The organism is Paenibacillus sp. FSL W7-1279 (assembly GCF_037969845.1).
In the GTDB taxonomy this organism is placed as follows: Bacteria; Bacillota; Bacilli; order Paenibacillales; family Paenibacillaceae; genus Paenibacillus_AQ.
In genome coordinates this window covers 3,873,556-3,894,365 of sequence record NZ_CP150215.1, presented here as the reverse complement: position 1 = coordinate 3,894,365, position 20,810 = coordinate 3,873,556, and the positions used below count along the sequence as shown (strand labels likewise).

Below are 20,810 nucleotides of genomic sequence, written 5' to 3'. Positions count from 1 at the left end.
ATCCATTGTAATGTTATTCTAGGTACTTTCTTGATTACCTTCATCTTCATCTCCCAAACCTTCCAATTGGCTTTCATGTTGTATGATGGAGATAATCCAGTTCAAGGAGGAGTTTATATGACGTTAAAACCAGTATTTCGGTACGACATGACCATTGAGGAGATTGGCGTGGCAGGTAATCAGTATATCGAATCGGTGTGGAAAACATTATACGATTCGATGTTTGATGAGTTAACGATCGCTTTTCGTGAAATCGAGGATGCTGCCTATGGGCTTTATTTGGACCAGTTGATGCCCGCACTATTTGATAGCCTTAAAGACGCCGAGTTCGAAGCAACGGAGCCCCTCAAGGAGCATGATTTCGTCATCGGGAAATGTTTGTTATTTCGCAATTCGCTTGAAAAATGGGGAACCGAGGAAGATAGGTCCAGAATTTTCTGGAACGTTATCCGTAGTACGAATGGTCAGCAACCCATCGGAACTCTATTGACGGAAATCCCTCATTCTCATCTGAAATTCGACATTCCTAGGGCACCTGTATTATATTCGCTGAGCGAGCATGAGAGGGAACAAATTGCGCGAGGGATTCGACGAATCAAAGAATAATTTACCTTCATCGTTTGGTTCCCTTTATAAAGTATATTCATACCGCCAATGGACAAGGCTTAAGGTTAAATAGTGCATAATCTTACGCGGGAGGACATCGCTTCTTGAAATTTGAATTTGGACGTTGCTTGCTGAATGAACGATTGATGGAATCCGGAAAGTCAGCGGAATGGCTTGCCAAAGACTTGCTTATTAAACCGGAACGAGTTTACGACTTTATCGAAAACAAAAGAGTGATGCCACTCAAAATTGCCATATCGATCGCTGATTCCATCGGTTGTGAAGTAGGTGCCTTGTATGAATTAATTCCGAACGAACATGAAGCAAAAAGAGAATAACGGAATAAATGGTAGGTGGCATTGAGGCTGTGAGGTGAAAATGCCAATAAAATGATGCCGATGGACATAAGCAAGGTCCCATTAAAAGTCGCTATTCGCGGCTTTTTTTGGCTGTGGGCAGCTAAAACGAAACGTGGAATGCGCCTAGAACCTGTAGAATACCGGGGAACCGGTGCAGCTATCGAGTAACCCTATCAGGGGACCAAACTAAGGGATATCATCTGCAACTTACGAAGTGGCTGCCGATCTAAAACCAGGAGCGGCACAAATCTTCCCAACGCCGGCATAAAGCTGCGAATATCCATTGAACAACTCCAATGTTAGTCCCAAAGTCATGATAGGAAATCGAGTACTCAACTTTTCAGCAATGGGTTATAATTGTAGTAAATCCTGGATTGGCTGAGCCATTGAGAAGGGGAATCGACATGACGGTAAGTTATATGATAGATGGCATGCCGGTATTAAATAGCCATCATCTGGAATGGAAACACATTCAATACGTTAAATGGAATAAAGTTGCCCCTCAGGAAAGCTACGTTGAATCCATGCCTTATTATTTGATTACCGTAAATTCAACCCCAGAACCAATTAAGGCGGTGTCTCGTTTCGAAGGGCGTGACAACGAGAGAGTGGCGAGAGTGGGTGAGACCGCTTTATTCATACCAGGCAATTTAGAATACTTTAGGTTGGAGAAAGTGGAGGCTTCTTTTAGTTGTATTATGCTGTCTCCTTCATTGGTTCATCAAGTGGCAACTCAAGCTGACTTGGAATTTGTAGGTCAAGATGAATTAACAAACAAAATATCTTTATATGATTCGAAACTATTTCAATTAAGTCAATGGTTAGAAGATGAAATCACTAACAACGGAGCAAGAGGGAAGTTATACGTCGAATCATTATCCAATCTGATGGCCCTTCACCTGTTGGAGATGAATAAAACTTCCCCTCATAAGCAGCTTTATGTTTCGAGAAAATTATCGGAACAACAGCTGGCAAGAGCCATTGAGTATATGAATGTCCATTTTGATCGGGATATTTCGCTTGAAGAATTGGCTAAACTGGTCAATTTAAGTCAGACACATTTGATTCGAATGTTTAAACAAACGACGGGACTAAGTCCTTATCAATACTTCTTACACTTAAGGATTGATAAAGCTAAGACGTTAATCAAGAGCCGTGAATTTACAGTAGGAGAGGTTGCAGTGATGCTCGGATTTACCGACCAAAGCCATCTGAATCGTCATTTTAAGCGAATTACAGGGTTTTCTCCAAGAGAATACATGTCAACTTGAATAGTTTAAGGATCATTAACCACAATTCGTTGTGGTTTTTTTCTTTTTCTACGAGTTACAGGATGGCAATTATGTACAAAAAGATGTTCGAATCTTACAATCCCGCAATCCGCAATTCCACTATACTTTCAACAGGTGGCCAAATTGTATCACACAAAACAATTCAGGAGTTGATCGTATGAGAACATTTTTGATCCCTTTTTTCGGGAGTTAAAGGAGTGGTTTATGGTTGGTGAACATGGTCGGACAGCTCAAAAAGCTGTTGATAGACCGGTAAAATAAAGGGAGGGTACCTCATGACCATATTTTCGATTGTACTTCAAAGTTTATTGATCCTGTACTACCTCTTTTCAGGCTTTGCAAAAGTCATAGGCGCAAAATATTGGATCGATATTTTCAACACGCTTAGGCTGCCTCAGTGGTTTCGTATCGTCGCCGGATTAGTCCAGTTAGTAGGTGCCATCGTGCTTATCATCGGCTACTGGGTTCAGGGGGCGGTCGCATGGGCCGGGATTTGGCTTGGAATTACGATGCTGGTAGCGGTCCTTGCGCATATAAGGGTTAAAGATCAGTTCGGCAAAACGGTGACACCCGTTGTGTTTCTTGTGTTCATCATCATATTAACCATGCTGAATGCAGAGAATCTTTTGCTTTCCTTTGTATAAAATCATCATCCCATATTGTAAGTCTGAAAAAGAGTTTTGTGGTAGTGAAGACGGTAGTGGCGGGAGAGCGCATTCGCTGGCATCTATGAGGCTGATATTGCAATGAACCAAGCATTAAACCCACCATAGTTGGTGGGTTTTGTTTACACGAGATTATACTAATAAAGCGATGAGGTATTATTTCTAATCGCTTTTTGCTTTAGTGAAACGACAAGAGATTAGGGCAGTATAGCGAAAAAAGATTAGTAGGATGGATAATGTTGAAAGAAACTAAGGATAATTATGAATTTGAAAAAGAACATAGAAGCCGTTAATATTCATACAGAAGTGTGGTCGTTGATATTTCGTGCCCAAAAACTTGAAAATGAGGGGAGACGTACTCACTCAGGTTTTGTCTTCATGGTCTCCACAGCCCCGAACATATTTATCTTGAAGATCATATGCTACTTTACGGATACTCCGAGATTGTTCAAATACTCTGAAATTACCTCAGCTTGTTTTACGGCGGCATTTATTTATATCGTTGTAGTAGGAATTGCAACCATTCCTTTTATCAAAAGAGACGGTACCTATTTGCTGAAGCGGCCCTATTTGGAAATAGGACGAAAAGAAAATGGTAAAAAGCTACCCGGTCGATCTAACGAAAGGCATCATTTTGGTATTATATGGCAGAAGGCTTCGAGGAGAGAATCAGCTTCATAGTTCCATTGAAAGTCGCTATTTTAGCGGCTTTTTTGTATTATTTCGTTCTATCAATTGATCGTCGGTTTTCCGATCCTGATTCTGCTGGCGTTAGCCTTGAACGAGGTAAAGAGCGCATGGTTCAAAAATACCTACAACAGGCCACCGGCTCGGCCAAAAATCGACAAATCTCACTTACGCCGAGCGACGATCCGGACTTGTACAAGGCTTATTCCATGGGTAGACCGTTTCTCGCAGCCGGACTTGCTGAGGTTCGGACAACAGGGGGTGATCATCACGCAGTACAACCTGATCGAAGAGCAAACCCCCACATTAAGGAAGCGCTGGAGAACAACGAATATTTTAAGGCCATGACATCCCTAACCTGGGATCACAGCGAACGGACTTTTTGACTTTACAAGTAAGACGCGGAATGCGTCCCCATCATCTCCACAATACAAGATATCGCCTTCGCTGCCGCGGGGGAACATTTCTTAAAGGAAACTGCGGCTAAAGCAATCGACCTCGAAGCTTCCGGGGATAGCGGACGGGCGACCAGACCTGAAGGAGCCGAGGCAAGGATCGTCTCCGGCAGGATGCTGACGCCGAGTCCGCTTCGCACGATCGCCATAATGGCGTGATCGTCCTCAATCGCGAACCGTACGCGGGGAACCGCGCGTTGTCCGTCAAACCATGCTCTCACAACTGTATCGCATCCTTTAGCGGGCATAATAAACGGTTCATCCGCAATATCCTGCAGCGATATCGCTGATTTCATGCTGTATTCATGACCAGCCGGTAAGATGCACATCAGCTGATCCCTTATGAGCATTGTGGTTTCCAGGCCATGTGAACAAGGCATATTCACGAATCCAAAATCTGCAGTCCCATCGGCGATCCAGCGCTCGATATCATGATAATGCCCGTCAAGCAGCCTGATTTCTATTAATGGGTACTTCTGCTGAAAACGGTTAAGAATATCCGGCAGCCAATGAAATATGCTCGTAAACGTGCCGATCGTAACCGTACCACTCATCAGCCCCTTGATCTGATCCGCTTCCTGCAGCATTTTTTTCTGTAAATGAAGCATTTCCTTCATATATCCCCACAGCCGTTCTCCATCATGGGACAGCCGGACGCCTGACCGGCCCCGAGCGAGGATTTTGATACCCAATTCCTGCTCCAGACTAATGATGGCACGGCTCACCGCCGACTGGGTTAAGTTCAGCTGCTCCGCCGCTCTGGTCAGATTCCCGGTCTCGACCACTTTCCCGAGGATTTCGTATTTCGCCAAGGTCATGTTGAGCACTCCTGTCATGAGAAATAATCATTATAACCATTTTAAACATTCATTTTATTTATTGTAAGAGGCTCGATATAATTCAAATTGAATTCATGATAAGGGGGAACAAGGATGGGAGCTATTGCAAAGACACCGGCACCGCCGTATTATGCGGTCATTTTCACTTCAGAAATGTCCGAAGGCGAGAACAGAGGGTACGGGAAGATGGGAGATAAAATGGTCGATCTGGCTTCGAAGCAGCCGGGTTTTCTTGGAGTCGAAAGCGTTCGGGGTACGGATGGAGTTGGGATTACTGTCTCTTATTGGGAATCGCTCGAGGCGATCAAGGCATGGAAGGAGAACTCCCTGCACAGGGTGGCTCAAGACAAAGGAAAGAGCGAGTGGTATGCAAGGTTCGGCTTGCGGGTGAGTAAGGTCGAAAGAGACGACTATATGAATATTTGACTCTCGTATAATTACATTGGCAAGTATTTAATTAACTTTTTAAAGGATGTGCGAATTTGTTTGATTTTCTAGACTATTCTCTTTTGCCTGCATTTATATTAGCGGCATTTATAGTTTGTATCACCCCGGGTCCGGATATGGCATTTGTTATCAGCCGGAGTATTTCACAGGGGCGCAGGCATGGGATTGCAACAGCAATTGGTATTCAAATGGGAACGTTAGTACATATCCTTTTAGCGGTTCTTGGCCTCTCAGCGATATTAATGACATCAGTTTGGGCCTTCTTAATAATTAAGTACATGGGTGCAATTTATTTACTCTATTTGGGCATTCAAACGCTGAGAAATAGAGAGGGAATTCATGTTACATCAAATAATATAAGAGTTAGTATATATAAAGCATTTTGGGAAGGAGCGTTAACGGATATTTTTAATCCTAAAGTGGCTTTATTCTTCTTAACATTCATTCCACAATTTATAAATCCGGATACTTCTAATATAAATAGTCAATTTATCATTTTAGGCATAATATTAGGCATTATTGGACTAACGGTTGATATTTCAGTAGCACTCATTGCAAGTTTGTTCGGTAATTTTTTATCCAGAAACAAAGTTGCTCTTTGGTGGCAGCAAACAATAAGTGGAGTTACACTGCTTGGATTAGGTACATGGCTAGCACTAGAAGGTAAAATGAATAAGTAGAAGGTGGCAGAAAAAAATAGCAAAATCTCGCTCAATTACAGATTATTCGATGACTGTTAGTCTAGCTGAATCCACGTCTGTCGCTTATTTTAGCCCCGAAATGGAGACAAGAATTTGCAGTCATAAACGTCGAGATTGCTCATAAGTGATTCGATCTCGATGTTACAAATCAGAGCCCTGCATCGTTATATGTGCATAACGGAACAGGGAGTTGAGGAAGAATGAGCGGTTTGACATGAGTTGATTTCGGAGAGAGCTAGCATCTCTTACCTTGATACTGTCATCATCCTAATTTCAAGAGCGGGAAAATTTTTCAGGAAAACCAGGAGGGAATATAAATGGCAAATGTACTATTCATTAAAGCTAATGATCGTGATCAATCCGTCAGCATAAAGCTCTACGACGCTTTCGTAAATGCTTACCGGGCGAAAAACCCGGGCGACAATATTACGGAATTGGACCTGTTCGAAGTGGAGCTGCCTTATTACAATGGCGAAATGTTTTCGGGCATTATCAAGCTTGCCAGCGGCGGTGAACTAACGGCCGAGGAACAAAAAGCAGTCCAAATCGCTAATCGCTACACAGATCAATTTATCGCAGCAGATAAAGTCGTAATCGCGTTCCCGCTTTGGAATTTTACGATTCCGGCTCAATTGCTCACCTACCTGTCTTATCTTAGCCAACCGCGGAAAACATTCAAGTACACAGCACAAGGTCCGGTAGGATTGCAAAGTGAAAAGAAAGTGGTGCTCCTTAACGCACGTGGCAGCGTTTACTCTGAAGGCCCGCTGGCTGAAAAGGAGATGTCGGTTAATTACGTAAAAAGCATGCTCGGTTTTTGGGGAATCACAACGATTGAAACGGTTGTCGTAGAAGGCCACAATCAATTCCAAGACCGCGCCCAGCAAATCATTGAAACCGGATTGACTGAAGCAGCAAAAGTAGCATCTGGATTTTAATGCACTACAAGCATCACACTATACCGCCATCTCAGCCGGTATAGTGATCTATCGACCTAACCTACAAAGAATAGCAAAGGATGAGAAATATATATGATCTTAGTTACAGGTGCCACAGGCTCTGTAGGCCGTGAAGTGGTGCGGTTGCTGCACCAGGACGGTTATAGGGTGCGGGCGGTCAGCCGTGATCCCGAGAAGGCGAATTTTCCTGTAGGAGTTGAGGGGGTGGCCGGAGATCTAACGAAGCCGGAGTCACTTTTATCCGCATTTGACGGCGTGGAAAAAGTATTTTGGATGTTACCGCTAGCCGCCGACTTTAAATTCCCGCGGATCGCCCGGCAGTCCGGGGTTCGGCATATCGTATTGCTCTCAGCGGCAACCGTTGAAGTTGGGGTACAAAATGCCATTGCGCGACTTCACTTAAATGCCGAGCAGGCAGTCCGGGAATCGGGCGCATCCTGGACAATCCTGCGGCCGAGCGGCTTCATGACCGATACGCTCCGATGGACAGATTCGATCAGGTCCGAGGGGGTTGTCCGGGTACCGTTTGGCGACCTCAGCATTCCAGTGATCGATTCGCGGGACACTGCTGCCGTCGCCGCAAAAGCGCTAAGCACTGACGGACATGAAGGGAAGGTTTATACGTTAACCGGACCAGAATCGCTAACTCGTCGGCAACAAATGCGAATACTTGGCGAGGTTTTGGGGCGAGAAATCGGGTTTGAATCGATCACAGACGATCTCGCACGTGAACAGTTACTTCGACATATGCCTCCGGAAATGGTGGAAGCTCTCTTTGATCTGTCTAAACAAGGTCAACGATTCTCTAAAGTGCTTCCTACAATGGAAGAAGTAACCGGCCGGGCACCTCGCACCTTCCAACAGTGGGTGACCGATCACTCCGAAGCTTTCCTGTAGTGGTGAGCCTGCGAGAAAATTCAGCAATGTTGCATGGGAAGCGGGCATTATTATTTGCAATCCGGAAAAGGTGAGAATGTGTATGGAGGAATTGTTTGATCAATATAAAGCGCTTCTGTTCACGCTGGCGTATCAATTGACAGGTTCTACAGCAGATGCTGAGGATGCGGTGCAGGATGTGTTTTTTAAGGCGTGCGACATTCAGCCCGAGCGATTGAAGGAGCCGAGAGCGTATTTGTGCAAAATGGTAACCAATCGCTGTCTTGATCTGCAGAAGTCGGCTCGGAGAAAGAGGGAAGTGTACGTCGGCCCCTGGCTTCCCGAACCGATTCGGACACCGGAGGAGGATATGGTCGATAAGGTCGTCCGTCGCGATATGCTATCGTATGCCATGCTAGTATTGCTTGAGCGGTTGACTCCGACAGAACGGGCGGCGTTCGTCTTGCGTGAGGCACTTGGATTCGAATATCCCGAAATAGCCGAACTACTCGGCAAGCGAGTAACGAATTGCCGTATGCTGGTGAGCCGGGCAAGAAGCAAGTTGGGAATATCCGAGGAAGAGCAGGTCGCCGCCGAAGCAGTCGATTTGGATTGGGTTAGCCGATTCCTCACATCCCTTGAGCAAGGGAATGTCGATCACGTACTGTCCCTACTGAGTGAAGATGTCATCCTCGTTACCGACGGAGGTGGAAAGGTAGTCGCGGCTACTTCTCCAATACAGACTCGCGATCAAGTGGCCCTAATCTTAGCCGGGGCGCTCCATGCGCTAAAGTCTCAGGGCAGCGTACACGCCGAGTTTAGCCCTTTGAACGGTGAGACAGGTATCGTACTACGCGCTGAGGGCAGAACAGCAGCCGTTATATTTTTACAACACCGACGTGGAAAGTTTGACAGAATCTATGTCGTTAGAAACCCGGATAAGCTTACGCATGTTTAGCCGGTAGCTGTGTCTGCGGAGATAATATAACAATCCTTGAAAGTCGCACTCTATGCGGCTTAACTAAGCTAACGGGAGGACTATAGCTAATACAACGGCAGCCGGACAAGAGCGTGAATGCCTGCAAGCTGGCCCATTATTTCCTTTACTTAAGCGAGGATCGAGGCGTATAATTCGATAAGGCATCGGAGTGAGAAGAGGGGAACTAATTATGAACAGTGGGTTGGTTAACGCTATTATCGCGTATATCATGTGGGGAGTTCTCCCGCTTTATTGGAAGTTGTTTGACGATGTGCCGGCAGGCGAAATTCTATCACATCGGGTTGTCTGGTCATTCGTCTTCATGGGTATTCTCGTCGCCCTCCAGCGCCGCTGGGGTGACATAAAGAGGATTGCGGCTAGTCGTTCGCTCTTGATGTCGCTTGCCGCCAGCGGACTACTGATCGCTGCTAATTGGCTCATCTTCATCTGGGCGGTCAACAACGGCCATGTTGTCGAGACAAGTCTCGGCTATTATTTGAACCCGTTGCTCAACGTACTATTAGCGGTCGTTTTTCTTCGTGAGAAGCCAAACCGCGGCCAATGGTTAGCGATTGCCATCGCTGGTGCCGCGGTGCTCATCATCGCCATCGACTACGGTCGGTTCCCGTGGGTCGCTATTTCGCTGGCCGTGTCGTTTGGCTTGTACGGTCTCGCGAAGAAGAAGATCGCGCAAGACGCTTCTGTGGGCTTGTTGTCAGAGACGGCAGTAGTCCTGCCCGTCGCGCTCGGCTACTGGATCTATTTGGCCGTCGTGGGAAAGACGACGGCATGGACGCTGCCTGCGCCTATGTTCGTCGAGCTGCTTCTCTCCGGCGTGGTTACGGCACTGCCGCTGCTCTTCTTTGCGCGGGCGGCCGCCCGGATGACTCTGTCCACGCTTGGCTTCGTACAGTACATCGGGCCGACGATCATGCTGTTACTGAGCATATTCGTGTTCAAGGAATCGGTCTCGCCGGTTTTACTCATCGGCTTCGCACTCATTTGGACAGCGCTCGTCGTATACGCTACGGCATCGGTTCGCAGCACAAAAATTGCGAAGGCAAGCTGACGGCACAGGTACCTCAGTACCATCATACAGGCCATTTCCGTTCAATGCGACGGAAATGGCCGTTATCCGTTTGAGGTGTAATCTGGCATACTTGAGCTCAACAACTTTTTTGCGGCCATACCTATATTGAATTTAGCTAACGTGCAACGATAGCCCCATAAAACAGCGGCAGTTTTAGGACTTAATTTTCTCGTCCAAAGCTGCCGCTGTTTCTGTTTTGCCGTTAGTTTAATACTAGTTTTTGCGATGTTTGACGATTTTGTATTTCGAAAAGCTGATTGGAGCGGATTCTGCGGGCGGGAGCGGATAAGATCGGGATCAATACGGCAGCGGTTCTCTCCCTGGATATAAGGTTTTTCCTCTTCGGTGGCAAGTATGTCGATTTTGTGCGGTATGGCGTTCAGAAGCTCCGTCAACCCTCCGATATGATCCAAGTCATGGTGGGTTAAAATGATTTTTTTGAGTTTGTCCAAGGGGATCCCGGCTTGAGCCATTACTTCTTGAAAAACGGGCAACCGGTAGGGAATACCGGCGTCGATCAAGACAACCTCCCGATGGTACCAACTGTTGGAACGTTTGGAGTACCAGCTCATTGTCATTTCGATAACTTGTTTGGTAGGCAATAATTTCATTATTGAACAAATCTTTTATGGCGGACAGATACAGCCAGAATTCCCCTACACGGTATTGCGTGATATCGGTAACCCATTTCTGGTTGGGCGCCTCTGCTTGGAAATCCCGTTTCAATAAATTTTTAGCTACGCGTCCTTCAGTAGAAGAAACGTAGTTACAACGATGCTTCCGTCGAATACGAGAGCGTATACCTAACACCTGCATGAGCCGAAGCACTTTCATATGATTCATCCAGACCCCATGGTCTTGCAGCAAGAACAACTGGAGCTGGCGGTAACCGTAAACACCATTGTAGTGCTTATAAACCTTCATCACGAGCGCTCTATCTTCTCGATCGCGATCTAGTTTCTTTCGCTTTAAAAAAGCGTAGTAGCCACTTCTGGAGACACCAAAGATCTTACAGAGTGTGCTGACCGGGTAGTCTTTGGCAGCCTTCTCTATCGTTAGATATCTATACGTTTCGTCTTCTGCATCCAGATTTCCAAGCACTTTTTTAATATTTTGATCTCCCGTTCGAGCGCTTGTACGTATCTGTTCTGGTCGATATATTCCTTACGTCGCCCCCGCTGATCCACAAGTCCAAACTCGCCCAGTTCCTTATACTTCTTCATCCATACTTTTAGACGATGTCTGTCAGCAATCCCAAACCGCTCCATGATCTTGCGATAGGTACACCCTTCCACTAGGTGAAGGCGTACCGCCTCTAACTTCGTCTCATAAGTGACACGCGAAGCTGCCGGTGCCCGCTAAAGTCCCTGGTCCATTCCCAAACTGTGTCGGAAAAGACCAGAAATAAAAGGATCGACCTCTACTCCCTCTGGGCCGCCTTCCCTACAATAAGAGACAAGACAGAGAAAAGTAGGTGGAGATCGTGAACAAACGCAGCGGAGGAGAAGGAACCCTCCTAGACGCCGGCCGACGGCGTTGGAAGCTGATTAGAGGCAACTTGGATATGTATTTGCTGCTTATACCGGGTCTGATGTTTTTGTTATTGTTCAAATACACGCCGATGTACGGGATCATCATTGCCTTCCAGGATTTCAACATCTTCGGCGGCATATCCGGCAGCGAGTGGGTAGGGATGGCGCAGTTCGAAAGGTTGCTGCAATCGGATGAATTCCTGCAAGTGCTAGTTAATACGCTGCTAATCAGCTTGTACAAAATAACGATTTTATTCCCGATTCCGATCGTCATCGCGCTTATGCTCAATGAAGTACGGCGCATGTTCTTCAAGCGGACGATCCAGACGATCATTTATTTGCCGCATTTTCTTTCCTGGGTCATTATTTCGGGGTTGTTCCTCAACATCCTGTCACCAAGCGGCGGCATCGTGAACGAAATCATCCGTTCGTTCGGTGGAGAGCCGATCTCGTTTTTTACTGACAACAGCCTGTTCCGCAGCTTGGTTGTCTTCACGGCCGGGTGGAAGGAAATCGGCTGGAACGCTATCGTATTTATCGCCGCGATCGCGGGCATCGAACAGGAGCAATACGAAGCCGCAGCCATTGACGGAGCGGGGCGTATCAGACAGATGTGGTCGATCTCGCTGCCGGGCATGCTGCCTACCATCGTGTTGATGTTCATCCTGCGGATCGGCAGCCTGCTGGAGGCGGGGACGGAACAGATTTTGACCATGTATAATCCGCTCGTGTATGAGACCGGGGACGTCATCGGCACCTATGTGTACCGGATGGGACTCGGCCAGCAGGATTACAGCTTCAGTACGGCGGTTGGCCTATTCAATTCAGCGGTCGGATTCCTGCTAATCGTCATCGGCAACATGCTCAGCCGCAAATTCCTGAATCGCAGCATCTGGTAAAGGAGGAACGACCATGTATAGGAAAACCGTCAAAGATGTTATGCTGGATGGCTCTATCTACGTTGTGCTTATTGCGATGGGGCTTATTACACTGCTTCCGTTTGTAAACGTATTTTCCAAGTCGATCAGCGAGGAGTGGGCCATCCTGTCGGGCCAGGTCGGAATTTTCCCTGTCGGGTTTCAGCTCGACACGATGAAATTCGTTGTCACGAACAGCCAGTTTCTAAACTCGCTGTGGATATCGGTGCTGATTACGGTTATCGGTACCCTCGCGTCGCTGCTCATTACGGCGCTGACCGCTTACCCGTTGTCGAAGCGCGAGCTTCCCGGCATGGGCATCATTATCATTTTGTTCATCTTCACGATGATGTTTAACGGGGGAATCATCCCCAACTATCTGCTCATCCGCGAGCTGGGCCTCATTAACCATTTAGGCTCACTCATTTTGCCGGCGCTCATCAGCGTATTCAACATGCTGGTCATCAAGAGTTATTTCGAGAGCTTGCCGGCCAGCCTGGAGGAATCCGCCAAGATCGAAGGCGCGAGCAATTTGACGGTTCTGTTCCGTATCATTTTGCCGCTAAGCGGTCCCGTGCTTGCGACGATTGGTCTGTTTTATGCCGTTTATTATTGGAACGACTACTTCAACCCGATGCTGTACATCAACAGCTCGTCGCTGAAGCCGTTGCAATTGTACCTGCAGGACATCGTCATGAACGCCGATACATCTTCGGCGCTTGATAAGACGGCCGACGATCTGATGAACGTGCCCGCGGAAGGCGTCCGGTCAGCAACGGTCATCGCATCCACGATCCCGATTCTGCTCGTATATCCGTTCCTGCAGAAATATTTTATCAAAGGCGTGCTCATCGGTTCCGTTAAAGGTTGATTGCGGCCATGTAAGGCAGCTTCCGAAGGCATTAACTTTACCCGCAATGCGATGCACGTCATGGTATGACTTCAGGTACCGGAGTATCGCCCCGTCATCGGGACGTTGTGGGGAAATTAATGATATAGATTATACTAATTGCAGGAGGGTCTCATTATGAAAAAAGCATTGAAACTTATGACTGTCATGGCCATGTCTGCGCTTCTGGTTATGACGATGGCTGCTTGTTCCGGCAACGGAACGAACACGGGCAACGAAGCGACGACCAAACCGGATGCGGAGAAGCCAGTCTTAAAGCGACTGAACGTATGGCAGAACGAAGAATACAATGCATACCCGGTAGCCAAGCTGCTCGAAGAAAAAACGGGCTACAAAGTGCAATACGATATGCTGCCTCAAGACAAGTGGGCGGAGAAGCTGAACCTGATCATGTCCTCCGGCGAAGCGTATGACATCGTCACTTCCTATAACGACATGGCCTTGTATTCGGATTATGCGCAGAAGGGTGCGCTCGTCGACCTGACGCCGCTCATCGACGAATTCGGCCCAAATATTAAGGCGGCTATAAAGCCGGAATCATTGGAAGCGCTTAAGGTAAATGGCAAGCTATATGCACTCCCGGTAACCGTGACGTACGATATCAACAGCTCCATTCTCATCCGTACGGATTGGCTCGACAAGCTGGGTCTGTCCATGCCGACGACGACCGAAGAGCTGACGAACGTTCTAACGCAGTTCAAGGAGAAGGACCCAGGCGGCAACGGCGACCGCAATGTGCCGCTTACGATCAAGGGCGACCAATCGATGATTGACAACCTCGTAGGCGCGTTCGGCATCGCCAACACATGGAACGACGTAGACGGCAAGCTCGTGCCACGTGTCATGGACCCGGCATTTAAGGATTATGTCGCTTACGTAGGCAACCTGTATGAGAAAGGATTGATCGACCGAGAATTCGTAGCCAACAAGGACGCTACGGCGAAGGAGAAATTCGCAAGCGGCGTGGCTGGCGCCATTGTCGTTCACTGGGCGGACATTCCGGCCATCTCGGATTCGCTTGCGAAGACCAAGCCGGAGGCCAAATTCGCTTTCGTGCCGGCGCTTAAAGGCCCTAACGGTGAAGCCGGCTTCGCGGCAAACGCCGGATTTGACCGTCTGACGTACATCCCGAAAGCATCAACGCATCCGGAAGATGCGATCAAATGGATCAATGCAAGCCTGGAGCCGGAAACGTTCAAAAATATAGCCATCGGCGTGGAAGGCACGCATTATAAAATAGTAGACGGAGCATACGAGCCAATCCAGCCGATCTTCACCGACGAGCGCAACCTGGCTAATAACTACATGGCGGGCACGGATGAAGAAAACTATCCGCAATACTGGCAAGCGCGCGTTCGCAAAAACCCGGTTATGTTCGAAGCGTTTAACTTCCTCAACAACGAGCAGCCTGCCGAAGTGAAAATCAAAAACGTTCTGGGTCTTGCTCCGTACATGCAGCAATATTCGAAGACGAATCAGCAATTGAGCACAATGGTTGGCGACTACACGGTCAAACTGATTGCCGGCGCGGAGTCCATCGACGGCCTTGCCGACTTTCAATCCAAATTTATGTCAGCGGGCGGGGAAGCGGCTTCCAAGGAAATTAACGACTGGTACGCAACGACTAAATAATAACAGGATAAGCGGCGGTGATCCTATTTTTTGCATACACCGCTTCTTCTATCTAAGGGAGAGATCATTATGAATAATGCAGTGTATTCGTTCGAACGTCACGTGAAAACCCATACCAAGGCGGACGTCGTCGTCATCGGTGGCGGACCTGCGGGGACAGCCGCTGCCATTGGCGCGGCCAGACGCGGCAAACAAGTGATCTTGCTGGAGAAGTCCGCTCAGCTCGGCGGGATGGGGACGCTTGCCAACGTAAGCGTGTTTATGCCTGTCGGTAATGTGACCGGCATCTACCGCGAGATCGTCAAGGAGATGCTGGCCGACTATCTGCCCGCCGGCCACGACGAATCGATCGCGCCGCAATATTCGCCATTTTTGCTACGCCAATACTTGAATGACAAAATGAAAAAGGAAGGCGTATCGGTCTACTTCCATTGTGAATTCGTTGGTACGATACGCAGCGGCAGGGGGATCGGTGCGGTTATCGTCTCGACGCGCGAAGGCCTAAGAGCGATAGAAGGTGATGTCATCATCGATTGCACGGGCGACGCGCGAGTAGCCATCGACGCGGGTGTTCCTTACCGCTCGGGCCGCGAGTCTGATGGACTCACGCAGCCGATGACACTTATGTTTACGATGCAGGATACGGGAAAGCCAGTAGAGAAGATACTTCCGGATGGCTGTTATTATTACGAGGAGGTATCCGACCTGCCGCAGGGGCGCAGGTTATATTGGAAGCAGCGCGACGACGGCGTGTTGCTGATTAACATGTCGCGCGTCAAGGCGAACGGAGCCGATATGGAGCAAGTCAATTACGCGGAGACCGAAGCGCTTAAGCAGGTGTTCTCCATTGCGCATTATTTGCAGAGAACGGGCTTCGAGACATATGCCATCGCACACATCGCTCCGCAGACAGGTGTTAGGGAGACCAATCAAATCGAAGGGTTATACACGTTGACTGAACAAGATATTGTAAGCGGTACGCGTTTCCCGGATGTGGTCGCCCAAACAAATTACGAGATCGATATTCATAGCCCGGACGCGGGCAAGACAACCGACGAGCGCCGCGTCGACGGCTACGATATTCCGTATCGCACGATGGTGCCTATCGGCGATATCGACAACCTGCTCGTTGCGGGCAGATCGATCTCCGCAACGCATGTCGCCATGTCCTCGATGCGCGTCCAAGCGACTTGTTACGCGCTGGGTCAAGCAGCGGGCATTGCGGCCGCAATCTCCCTCGAAGACGGCGTGTCCGTTCGCGAAGTAGACATCGACAAGGTGCAAGCCGAGCTTGCCAATCAAGACGCTAGACTGTTAGGCCGATAAATTAGGAGAAGGGAGATGGCGGGCGATGTATCGATTGCTTATCGTGGATGACGAACCGGCGGTCCGGGCGGGCCTGCGCACTTATTTCGATTGGGCTGCTTACGGAATTGAAGTGGCGGGCGAAGCGGATGACGGAGACGTGGCTCTCGAGATGATCACCCGTGATCAGCCCGATCTTATACTCACGGATGTCCGGATGCCGACTATGGACGGCATTACAATGTCGCAGTGTATCTCGGCCGAATATCCTTCCATTAAGATCATATTCGTCAGCGGGCACGACGACGCCGATTATCTCAAGTCGGCAATGAAGGTCAGCGCGGTCGACTATATATTCAAGCCGGTTAATTTGCAGGAGCTGAGTACGGTCATTGAACGCGTCGTTGCCGATCTGGACGCGGAGAGCTCCGAACGGATTCATAAGCAGGAGCTGCTTGTTAAACTAAAGGAAGGTATGCCGCTCCTGCGTGAGAAGTTCCTGCTCTCCATGATCAGTGAGGGTGCGCCGAAGTCGGAATTGGCGGAGCGGGTATCGTTTCTGGGACTGAATTTGCCCGTGGACGCCTCCTATTGGGTGATGGTTGTCTCCGTGGATGATCTTGCCGATGTGATGGCCAGCCGTTCCGAGCGCGACCGCCAGCTGCTGTGGTATTCGGTGCTGAACGTCTACGAGGAGCTGCTGGATACGCATATGCGAGGGTATGCCTTCGAGCATCGTACCGGCGAATTTGTAGGCGTTCTGCAGGGATCGGAGCCCGGCGGCGATTCAGCAACCGAAGCGGCGGAGGCATTGTTTGCGCTGGCCGGCGATCTTCGCTCCAATCTGGAGCGCTGGCTCAAGATCGGCGTGACGATCGGCATTAGCGATCTGGCAGGCGGCTTATCCGGACTGGCGCCAGCTTACAAGCAAGCCCGCGAAGCGGCCGATTACAAGTGGTACCTCGGCAAAAACCGTATCATCACAATGGACAGTCTGGAGGGGGCGGGGCCGGAGGACGGCGCCATGCGTAGATACGATTTTGAGCTTAACGAGAAGCTGATCTCCGCACTTAAGGCGGACGATGAGGACAAGATTAGAGAAGCCGTGGAGATGATTTTTGCCAGCTTGTCCTACACCCGCCCGGACGGCCTGAAGTACGGCCGCAATCTGTGCATGCAGCTGGTGCTTGGGATTGGACAGCTGCTCATGGAGCTTGGCGCGGGGGACCCCGATCTGGAAATCATGGAAGCAGAGCTAACGGAGGCGTTGTACGCGAAGGAGACGTTAAAGGATTTGCGGGGGCTCATCGAATCGTATCTGGCGACTGTCAGCGAACACATCCGGGAGAAGCGGACTGGCAAGGTGGCAAACGTCATTGAGCGAGTACGCGGGTATATCGATCAGAACTACGCTAACGGCGGGCTTACCGTGGCCGATATCGGCAAGGCGGTCTATTTGTCTTCCACGTACGTCAGTCTCCTGTTTAAGCAAGAGACGGGACAAACCGTCGGCGAATATTTAACCCAGGTGCGAGTGGACAAAGCGAAGAATCTGCTGCGCGATCCGCAGTACAAGTTCTATGATATTTGCTATGCTATCGGATATACTGACCCCAGTTACTTCACAAAGCTGTTCAAAAAGGTGACGGGTGTTACACCTAGCGCGTACCGGGATTCTCATGCGTAGAGCCTGGAACGTTGTAACAGGCCTGCTTTCGCCGCTGTGCCAGCCAGCGGCGATTCGCCGTTTCTCGATCCCCCGTTCTTGGTTAATCGCGTATCTGCTGCTCATTGTGCTTCCGGCGGGCATTTTCTTGTATGGCTATTACGCGCGTTCTGCGGATATTCTGAGGGGCGAGGTCATCCGGACGATGCAGCAAGCGCTTAAGCAGGCCGGGAGCAATCTCTCCTACCGGCTGGAGCGCATCGAGGATATAAGCGACGCCGCTTTCATGAACGCAAACCTGCATTCGTACTTATCGATTAATTCGGATGATCAGTCCATCGGTACACAGATCAAGGTGATTGAGGATTTGAGGTATTTGGTCGAGACCGTACAGTCTAATGCTGATGTGTTCCATGTTCGGGTGTTCGTGGACAAATCTAAGCTGTATGCGGAAGAGAGAATCAATTTCTTCACGCTGGATAGCTTGATGGTTAGACCGTGGTTTCATTCCATCATCGATGGAAATGGTGGAATCGTATGGACGGGCGTTTATGAGGAGTCGTATCTCGGTGCGCCCAATGAGACGATATTATCTGCTGCGCGTATGCTGCGGGATCCCGATGATTATGACAAAGTGTCCGGTGTGCTCATGATCGACGTCCGTCAAGACATCCTCTCCACTATTCTATCTGAGCTGCAGTTCGCCCCGGGCACAGCGGTATACCTTGTTGCTGAGGATGGCGCAGTCGTTTATCACCCTGATGCGGCGCTTATCGGCACGGCGGTTGAACCTCACATGCTGGATGCGCTGAACGAGGGGGCGGAAGGAACAGAGTCGCTTCTGCTGAACAATGTACAAAGCGATGTGTTGTATACGACGCTTGACCCGACGGGCTGGAAGCTTGTCGCCCAGGGAACGGAATCCCAGCTGTCGCCGGCTACGCAGCGACTGACAAAGCGGTCAGAGTGGCGCTCGCTGATCGAATATGTCGCGTTGTTCCTGATCCTTCCGTTTGTCCTTCTGGCGATTATCGTGAGGGGAATGAATCGGCGCGTCAACCACGTGATCACTGTCATCCGGAAGGAAGGCAAGGAGGGCAAGGATGCGATTGACGGTCTACATGAGTTACCGGCGGTTAATGGTGACTTCCATATGTTGGAGCGAAGCGTCGATCACCTGATCCTGCGTGTGCGTACGCTCGTCGAAGAAAACTACACAGCCGAGATTCGCGAACGGGAAGCCCAACTGTCGGCGCTGCAGGCGCAGATCAACCCACACTTCCTTTACAATACGCTGGATACGATCAACTGGATCGCCATCGGTAAGGGCGCGACCGACATCAGCATGATGATTGACAGTCTCGCGAAGTATTTCCGCCTGAGTCTCAATAAAGGCAATACCATCGTAAGCGTGACGGACGAGCTAAGGCTGGCAGAGGTATATCTCGAAATTCAGCAGAGCCGCTTCTTCGGCTCGTTCGACTTCAAAGTGGCTGCGGGGGATGAGTTGGAAGCATATCGTATGCCTAAGCTTATTTTGCAGCCGATTGTCGAGAACGCGTTGCTGCACGGCATACGTAAGGCGAAGGACCGGAAGGGACTTATCAATATTACTGTGGAGTTGGATCAAGGTGACATCGTTTTCGTGATTTCGGATAACGGCATCGGCATGGACGAGGAGCTGTCCCGCCGTCTGCTGACGGAGGAGCGAGTCGGCTCTGGCGATCATTCGGGCAACGGAAGCTCCTACGGCTTGTTTAACGTGAACGAGCGGATCAAGCTGTACTCTGGCGAGGGGTATGGCCTGAGCGTCTCGTCGAAGCTCTGTGTAGGTACCTCCGTCACCGTCCGGATGAAAGCAGAGCTTGCGACCTCCCGGAATTCATGAAGTTTAGCTGCACAAAGTATCCCAGGCTAAAAAGAGGCTGAATCATGAAGTCGCTATGAAAATGACTTACGAGATTGATACTAGTAGAGATGTAGAAAGCTGGTTCGGAGCCATTCCGTATTAATTTTTGAACTGATTTTTATTATGTTCGGCTCAATATGGACTAATTGTGATGTCGGTGTACATAAACATGGTCCTTTTGAAAGTCGCTATTTTAGCGGCTTTTTTGTTTTATCGGTATAAGTTCTTGTCCCGATTGCCGTAAAGGCCGGTTACCGGATAGATAAGTAAAAGTTGATTTCGCTAATTTGGAGTTGAATGTTGTTGTTTCGCTCTCAATATTATATAATGAGTGAAATTTCATTCATTAAAAAAAGGGGGGGAACTGTTTGCCACGCAGCAAGGAACAGTTTGAAGAAATGCGCAATGTTACTAGGGAAAAAATCCATTCAGCCGCGATGCATTTATTTGTTAATCAAGGTTTTGGCTCGACGAATGTTCAAGATATTGCGGATACAGCTGGCATTAGCATTGGGCTGCTGTATCGTCATTACAAAAACAAGGATCAGTTATTTAATGAGTTGGTTGCTTACGCGGTTGCAGGATTGAAACGCAATATTACATTCTTTGAATCCGACCAATCCCCTAAAAAGTTGATGGCACAGTTTGTCGACGAAGTCTACACGGACATGATCAGCGGGGAGGAACTAACCCATCTACTGATCCTTATTAATCAATCTCTATTAGCTGGAGCCGCCACAGCCTCGAAACATTATGAAGAGATCCTCCAGGTAAATGCCAGGCTGCTTGATTCTACGGCACAGCTCATTCGAAAGGGGCAAGAGCGCGGAGAATTTCACTCAGGTGATGCGCAGGAAATGGCAGCTCTTTTTTATGCGTCAATTCAGGGATTGGCTCAGATGAAAGTATTACTAAAGAGCAACTTTACCATGCCCTCTCCATCTATCCTCACCGCATTTTTATTTAAGGAAAGGGAGTGAGCAA

At 48.8% G+C, this 20,810-nt stretch carries 23 protein-coding genes; 19 read left to right on the top strand and 4 right to left on the bottom strand.

What is annotated here, in order from left to right; genetic code table 11:
* The first annotated feature begins 117 nt into the window (after positions 1-117).
* From MKY82_RS17255 to MKY82_RS17230, 6 genes are all read left to right on the top strand, one after another.
* Positions 118-606: a DUF6022 family protein gene (locus MKY82_RS17255; protein WP_339293928.1), complete on the top strand. Its 489-nt coding sequence runs from the start codon at positions 118-120 to the stop codon at positions 604-606.
* Positions 607-710: 104 nt separating this feature from the next.
* Complete coding sequence (locus tag MKY82_RS17250) at positions 711-944, top strand: XRE family transcriptional regulator (RefSeq protein ID WP_194542877.1); 234 nt, start codon at positions 711-713, stop codon at positions 942-944.
* Between the two features lie 425 nt (positions 945-1,369).
* The gene (locus tag MKY82_RS17245; protein ID WP_199341199.1) at positions 1,370-2,236 is read left to right on the top strand and encodes an AraC family transcriptional regulator; all 867 of its coding nucleotides are present in this window, start codon (positions 1,370-1,372) and stop codon (positions 2,234-2,236) included.
* Positions 2,237-2,532: 296 nt separating this feature from the next.
* Complete coding sequence (locus tag MKY82_RS17240; protein WP_339293927.1) at positions 2,533-2,901, top strand: DoxX family protein; 369 nt, start codon at positions 2,533-2,535, stop codon at positions 2,899-2,901.
* 288 nt (positions 2,902-3,189) lie between these two features.
* A complete protein-coding gene (locus tag MKY82_RS17235) occupies positions 3,190-3,603 on the top strand; it encodes a hypothetical protein (RefSeq protein ID WP_339293926.1) in 414 nt (137 codons plus the stop codon).
* Positions 3,604-3,719: 116 nt separating this feature from the next.
* Complete coding sequence (locus tag MKY82_RS17230) at positions 3,720-3,995, top strand: hypothetical protein (RefSeq protein WP_339293925.1); 276 nt, start codon at positions 3,720-3,722, stop codon at positions 3,993-3,995.
* 2 nt (positions 3,996-3,997) lie between these two features.
* On the opposite strand, the gene MKY82_RS17225 is transcribed toward MKY82_RS17230, so the two are convergent.
* Positions 3,998-4,882: a LysR substrate-binding domain-containing protein gene (locus tag MKY82_RS17225; protein WP_339293924.1), complete on the bottom strand. Its 885-nt coding sequence runs from the start codon at positions 4,880-4,882 to the stop codon at positions 3,998-4,000.
* A gap of 114 nt (positions 4,883-4,996) precedes the next feature.
* Between MKY82_RS17225 and MKY82_RS17220 the strand changes: the two genes are divergently transcribed.
* The 6 genes from MKY82_RS17220 to rarD all read left to right on the top strand — a co-directional run bounded on the left by MKY82_RS17220 (position 4,997) and on the right by rarD (position 9,934).
* On the top strand, positions 4,997-5,329 hold the full coding sequence (locus MKY82_RS17220) for an antibiotic biosynthesis monooxygenase (RefSeq protein WP_113059786.1): 333 nt from the start codon (positions 4,997-4,999) through the stop codon (positions 5,327-5,329).
* Positions 5,330-5,385: 56 nt separating this feature from the next.
* Positions 5,386-6,030 carry a LysE family translocator gene (locus MKY82_RS17215; protein ID WP_113059787.1) on the top strand — a complete coding sequence of 215 codons (645 nt, stop codon included), beginning with the start codon at positions 5,386-5,388 and terminating at the stop codon, positions 6,028-6,030.
* A gap of 338 nt (positions 6,031-6,368) precedes the next feature.
* On the top strand, positions 6,369-6,989 hold the full coding sequence (locus MKY82_RS17210; RefSeq protein ID WP_220685137.1) for an FMN-dependent NADH-azoreductase: 621 nt from the start codon (positions 6,369-6,371) through the stop codon (positions 6,987-6,989).
* A gap of 93 nt (positions 6,990-7,082) precedes the next feature.
* The gene (locus MKY82_RS17205; RefSeq protein WP_339293923.1) at positions 7,083-7,907 is read left to right on the top strand and encodes an SDR family oxidoreductase; all 825 of its coding nucleotides are present in this window, start codon (positions 7,083-7,085) and stop codon (positions 7,905-7,907) included.
* Between the two features lie 82 nt (positions 7,908-7,989).
* Positions 7,990-8,844, top strand: coding sequence for an RNA polymerase sigma factor SigJ (gene sigJ, locus MKY82_RS17200; protein ID WP_113059790.1), 855 nt, complete (start codon positions 7,990-7,992; stop codon positions 8,842-8,844).
* Between the two features lie 211 nt (positions 8,845-9,055).
* On the top strand, positions 9,056-9,934 hold the full coding sequence (gene rarD / locus MKY82_RS17195; protein WP_113059791.1) for an EamA family transporter RarD: 879 nt from the start codon (positions 9,056-9,058) through the stop codon (positions 9,932-9,934).
* 62 nt (positions 9,935-9,996) lie between these two features.
* Here rarD and MKY82_RS17190 read toward each other — a convergent pair whose 3' ends face one another.
* The 3 genes from MKY82_RS17190 to MKY82_RS17180 are packed head-to-tail and all read right to left on the bottom strand — an operon-like array spanning position 9,997 to position 11,250.
* Entirely contained in the window at positions 9,997-10,476 is a 480-nt protein-coding gene (locus MKY82_RS17190) for an MBL fold metallo-hydrolase (protein WP_339293922.1), read from the bottom strand.
* The gene (locus MKY82_RS17185; protein ID WP_339293921.1) at positions 10,370-11,056 is read right to left on the bottom strand and encodes an IS3 family transposase; all 687 of its coding nucleotides are present in this window, start codon (positions 11,054-11,056) and stop codon (positions 10,370-10,372) included. Before MKY82_RS17185 ends, MKY82_RS17190 begins: the two co-directional genes overlap by 107 nt.
* On the bottom strand, positions 11,011-11,250 hold the full coding sequence (locus MKY82_RS17180) for a helix-turn-helix domain-containing protein (RefSeq protein ID WP_339293920.1): 240 nt from the start codon (positions 11,248-11,250) through the stop codon (positions 11,011-11,013). The genes MKY82_RS17185 and MKY82_RS17180 overlap by 46 nt, the downstream gene beginning before the upstream one ends.
* A 188-nt stretch (positions 11,251-11,438) precedes the next feature.
* On the opposite strand from MKY82_RS17180, the gene MKY82_RS17175 reads away from it, so the two are divergent.
* The 7 genes from MKY82_RS17175 to MKY82_RS17145 all read left to right on the top strand — a co-directional run bounded on the left by MKY82_RS17175 (position 11,439) and on the right by MKY82_RS17145 (position 20,806).
* Positions 11,439-12,386 carry an ABC transporter permease subunit gene (locus MKY82_RS17175; RefSeq protein WP_113059794.1) on the top strand — a complete coding sequence of 316 codons (948 nt, stop codon included), beginning with the start codon at positions 11,439-11,441 and terminating at the stop codon, positions 12,384-12,386.
* Positions 12,387-12,399: 13 nt separating this feature from the next.
* Positions 12,400-13,275 carry a carbohydrate ABC transporter permease gene (locus MKY82_RS17170; RefSeq protein WP_113059795.1) on the top strand — a complete coding sequence of 292 codons (876 nt, stop codon included), beginning with the start codon at positions 12,400-12,402 and terminating at the stop codon, positions 13,273-13,275.
* A gap of 156 nt (positions 13,276-13,431) precedes the next feature.
* Positions 13,432-14,946, top strand: coding sequence for an extracellular solute-binding protein (locus MKY82_RS17165; protein ID WP_339293919.1), 1,515 nt, complete (start codon positions 13,432-13,434; stop codon positions 14,944-14,946).
* A 69-nt stretch (positions 14,947-15,015) separates the two neighbouring features.
* Positions 15,016-16,272 (top strand): FAD-dependent oxidoreductase, encoded by a 1,257-nt coding sequence (locus MKY82_RS17160; RefSeq protein WP_339293918.1) that lies wholly within the window; start codon positions 15,016-15,018, stop codon positions 16,270-16,272.
* Positions 16,273-16,297: 25 nt separating this feature from the next.
* On the top strand, positions 16,298-17,938 hold the full coding sequence (locus tag MKY82_RS17155; protein ID WP_339293917.1) for a response regulator: 1,641 nt from the start codon (positions 16,298-16,300) through the stop codon (positions 17,936-17,938).
* Positions 17,901-19,805 (top strand): sensor histidine kinase, encoded by a 1,905-nt coding sequence (locus MKY82_RS17150; RefSeq protein ID WP_339293916.1) that lies wholly within the window; start codon positions 17,901-17,903, stop codon positions 19,803-19,805. The genes MKY82_RS17155 and MKY82_RS17150 overlap by 38 nt, the downstream gene beginning before the upstream one ends.
* A 389-nt stretch (positions 19,806-20,194) precedes the next feature.
* Positions 20,195-20,806, top strand: coding sequence for a TetR/AcrR family transcriptional regulator (locus tag MKY82_RS17145; protein ID WP_220685147.1), 612 nt, complete (start codon positions 20,195-20,197; stop codon positions 20,804-20,806).
* Positions 20,807-20,810: the final 4 nt, after the last annotated feature.

Coding starts and splice junctions, on each gene's coding strand:
- MKY82_RS17155 (WP_339293917.1), top strand. CDS start 16,298: ATGTATCGATTGCTTATCGTGGATGACGAACCGGCGGTCCGGGCGGGC.
- rarD (WP_113059791.1), top strand. CDS start 9,056: ATGAACAGTGGGTTGGTTAACGCTATTATCGCGTATATCATGTGGGGA.
- sigJ (WP_113059790.1), top strand. CDS start 7,990: ATGGAGGAATTGTTTGATCAATATAAAGCGCTTCTGTTCACGCTGGCG.
- MKY82_RS17245 (WP_199341199.1), top strand. CDS start 1,370: ATGACGGTAAGTTATATGATAGATGGCATGCCGGTATTAAATAGCCAT.
- MKY82_RS17210 (WP_220685137.1), top strand. CDS start 6,369: ATGGCAAATGTACTATTCATTAAAGCTAATGATCGTGATCAATCCGTC.
- MKY82_RS17160 (WP_339293918.1), top strand. CDS start 15,016: ATGAATAATGCAGTGTATTCGTTCGAACGTCACGTGAAAACCCATACC.
- MKY82_RS17220 (WP_113059786.1), top strand. CDS start 4,997: ATGGGAGCTATTGCAAAGACACCGGCACCGCCGTATTATGCGGTCATT.
- MKY82_RS17230 (WP_339293925.1), top strand. CDS start 3,720: ATGGTTCAAAAATACCTACAACAGGCCACCGGCTCGGCCAAAAATCGA.
- MKY82_RS17240 (WP_339293927.1), top strand. CDS start 2,533: ATGACCATATTTTCGATTGTACTTCAAAGTTTATTGATCCTGTACTAC.
- MKY82_RS17165 (WP_339293919.1), top strand. CDS start 13,432: ATGAAAAAAGCATTGAAACTTATGACTGTCATGGCCATGTCTGCGCTT.
- MKY82_RS17225 (WP_339293924.1), bottom strand. CDS start 4,882: ATGACCTTGGCGAAATACGAAATCCTCGGGAAAGTGGTCGAGACCGGG.
- MKY82_RS17170 (WP_113059795.1), top strand. CDS start 12,400: ATGTATAGGAAAACCGTCAAAGATGTTATGCTGGATGGCTCTATCTAC.
- MKY82_RS17205 (WP_339293923.1), top strand. CDS start 7,083: ATGATCTTAGTTACAGGTGCCACAGGCTCTGTAGGCCGTGAAGTGGTG.
- MKY82_RS17255 (WP_339293928.1), top strand. CDS start 118: ATGACGTTAAAACCAGTATTTCGGTACGACATGACCATTGAGGAGATT.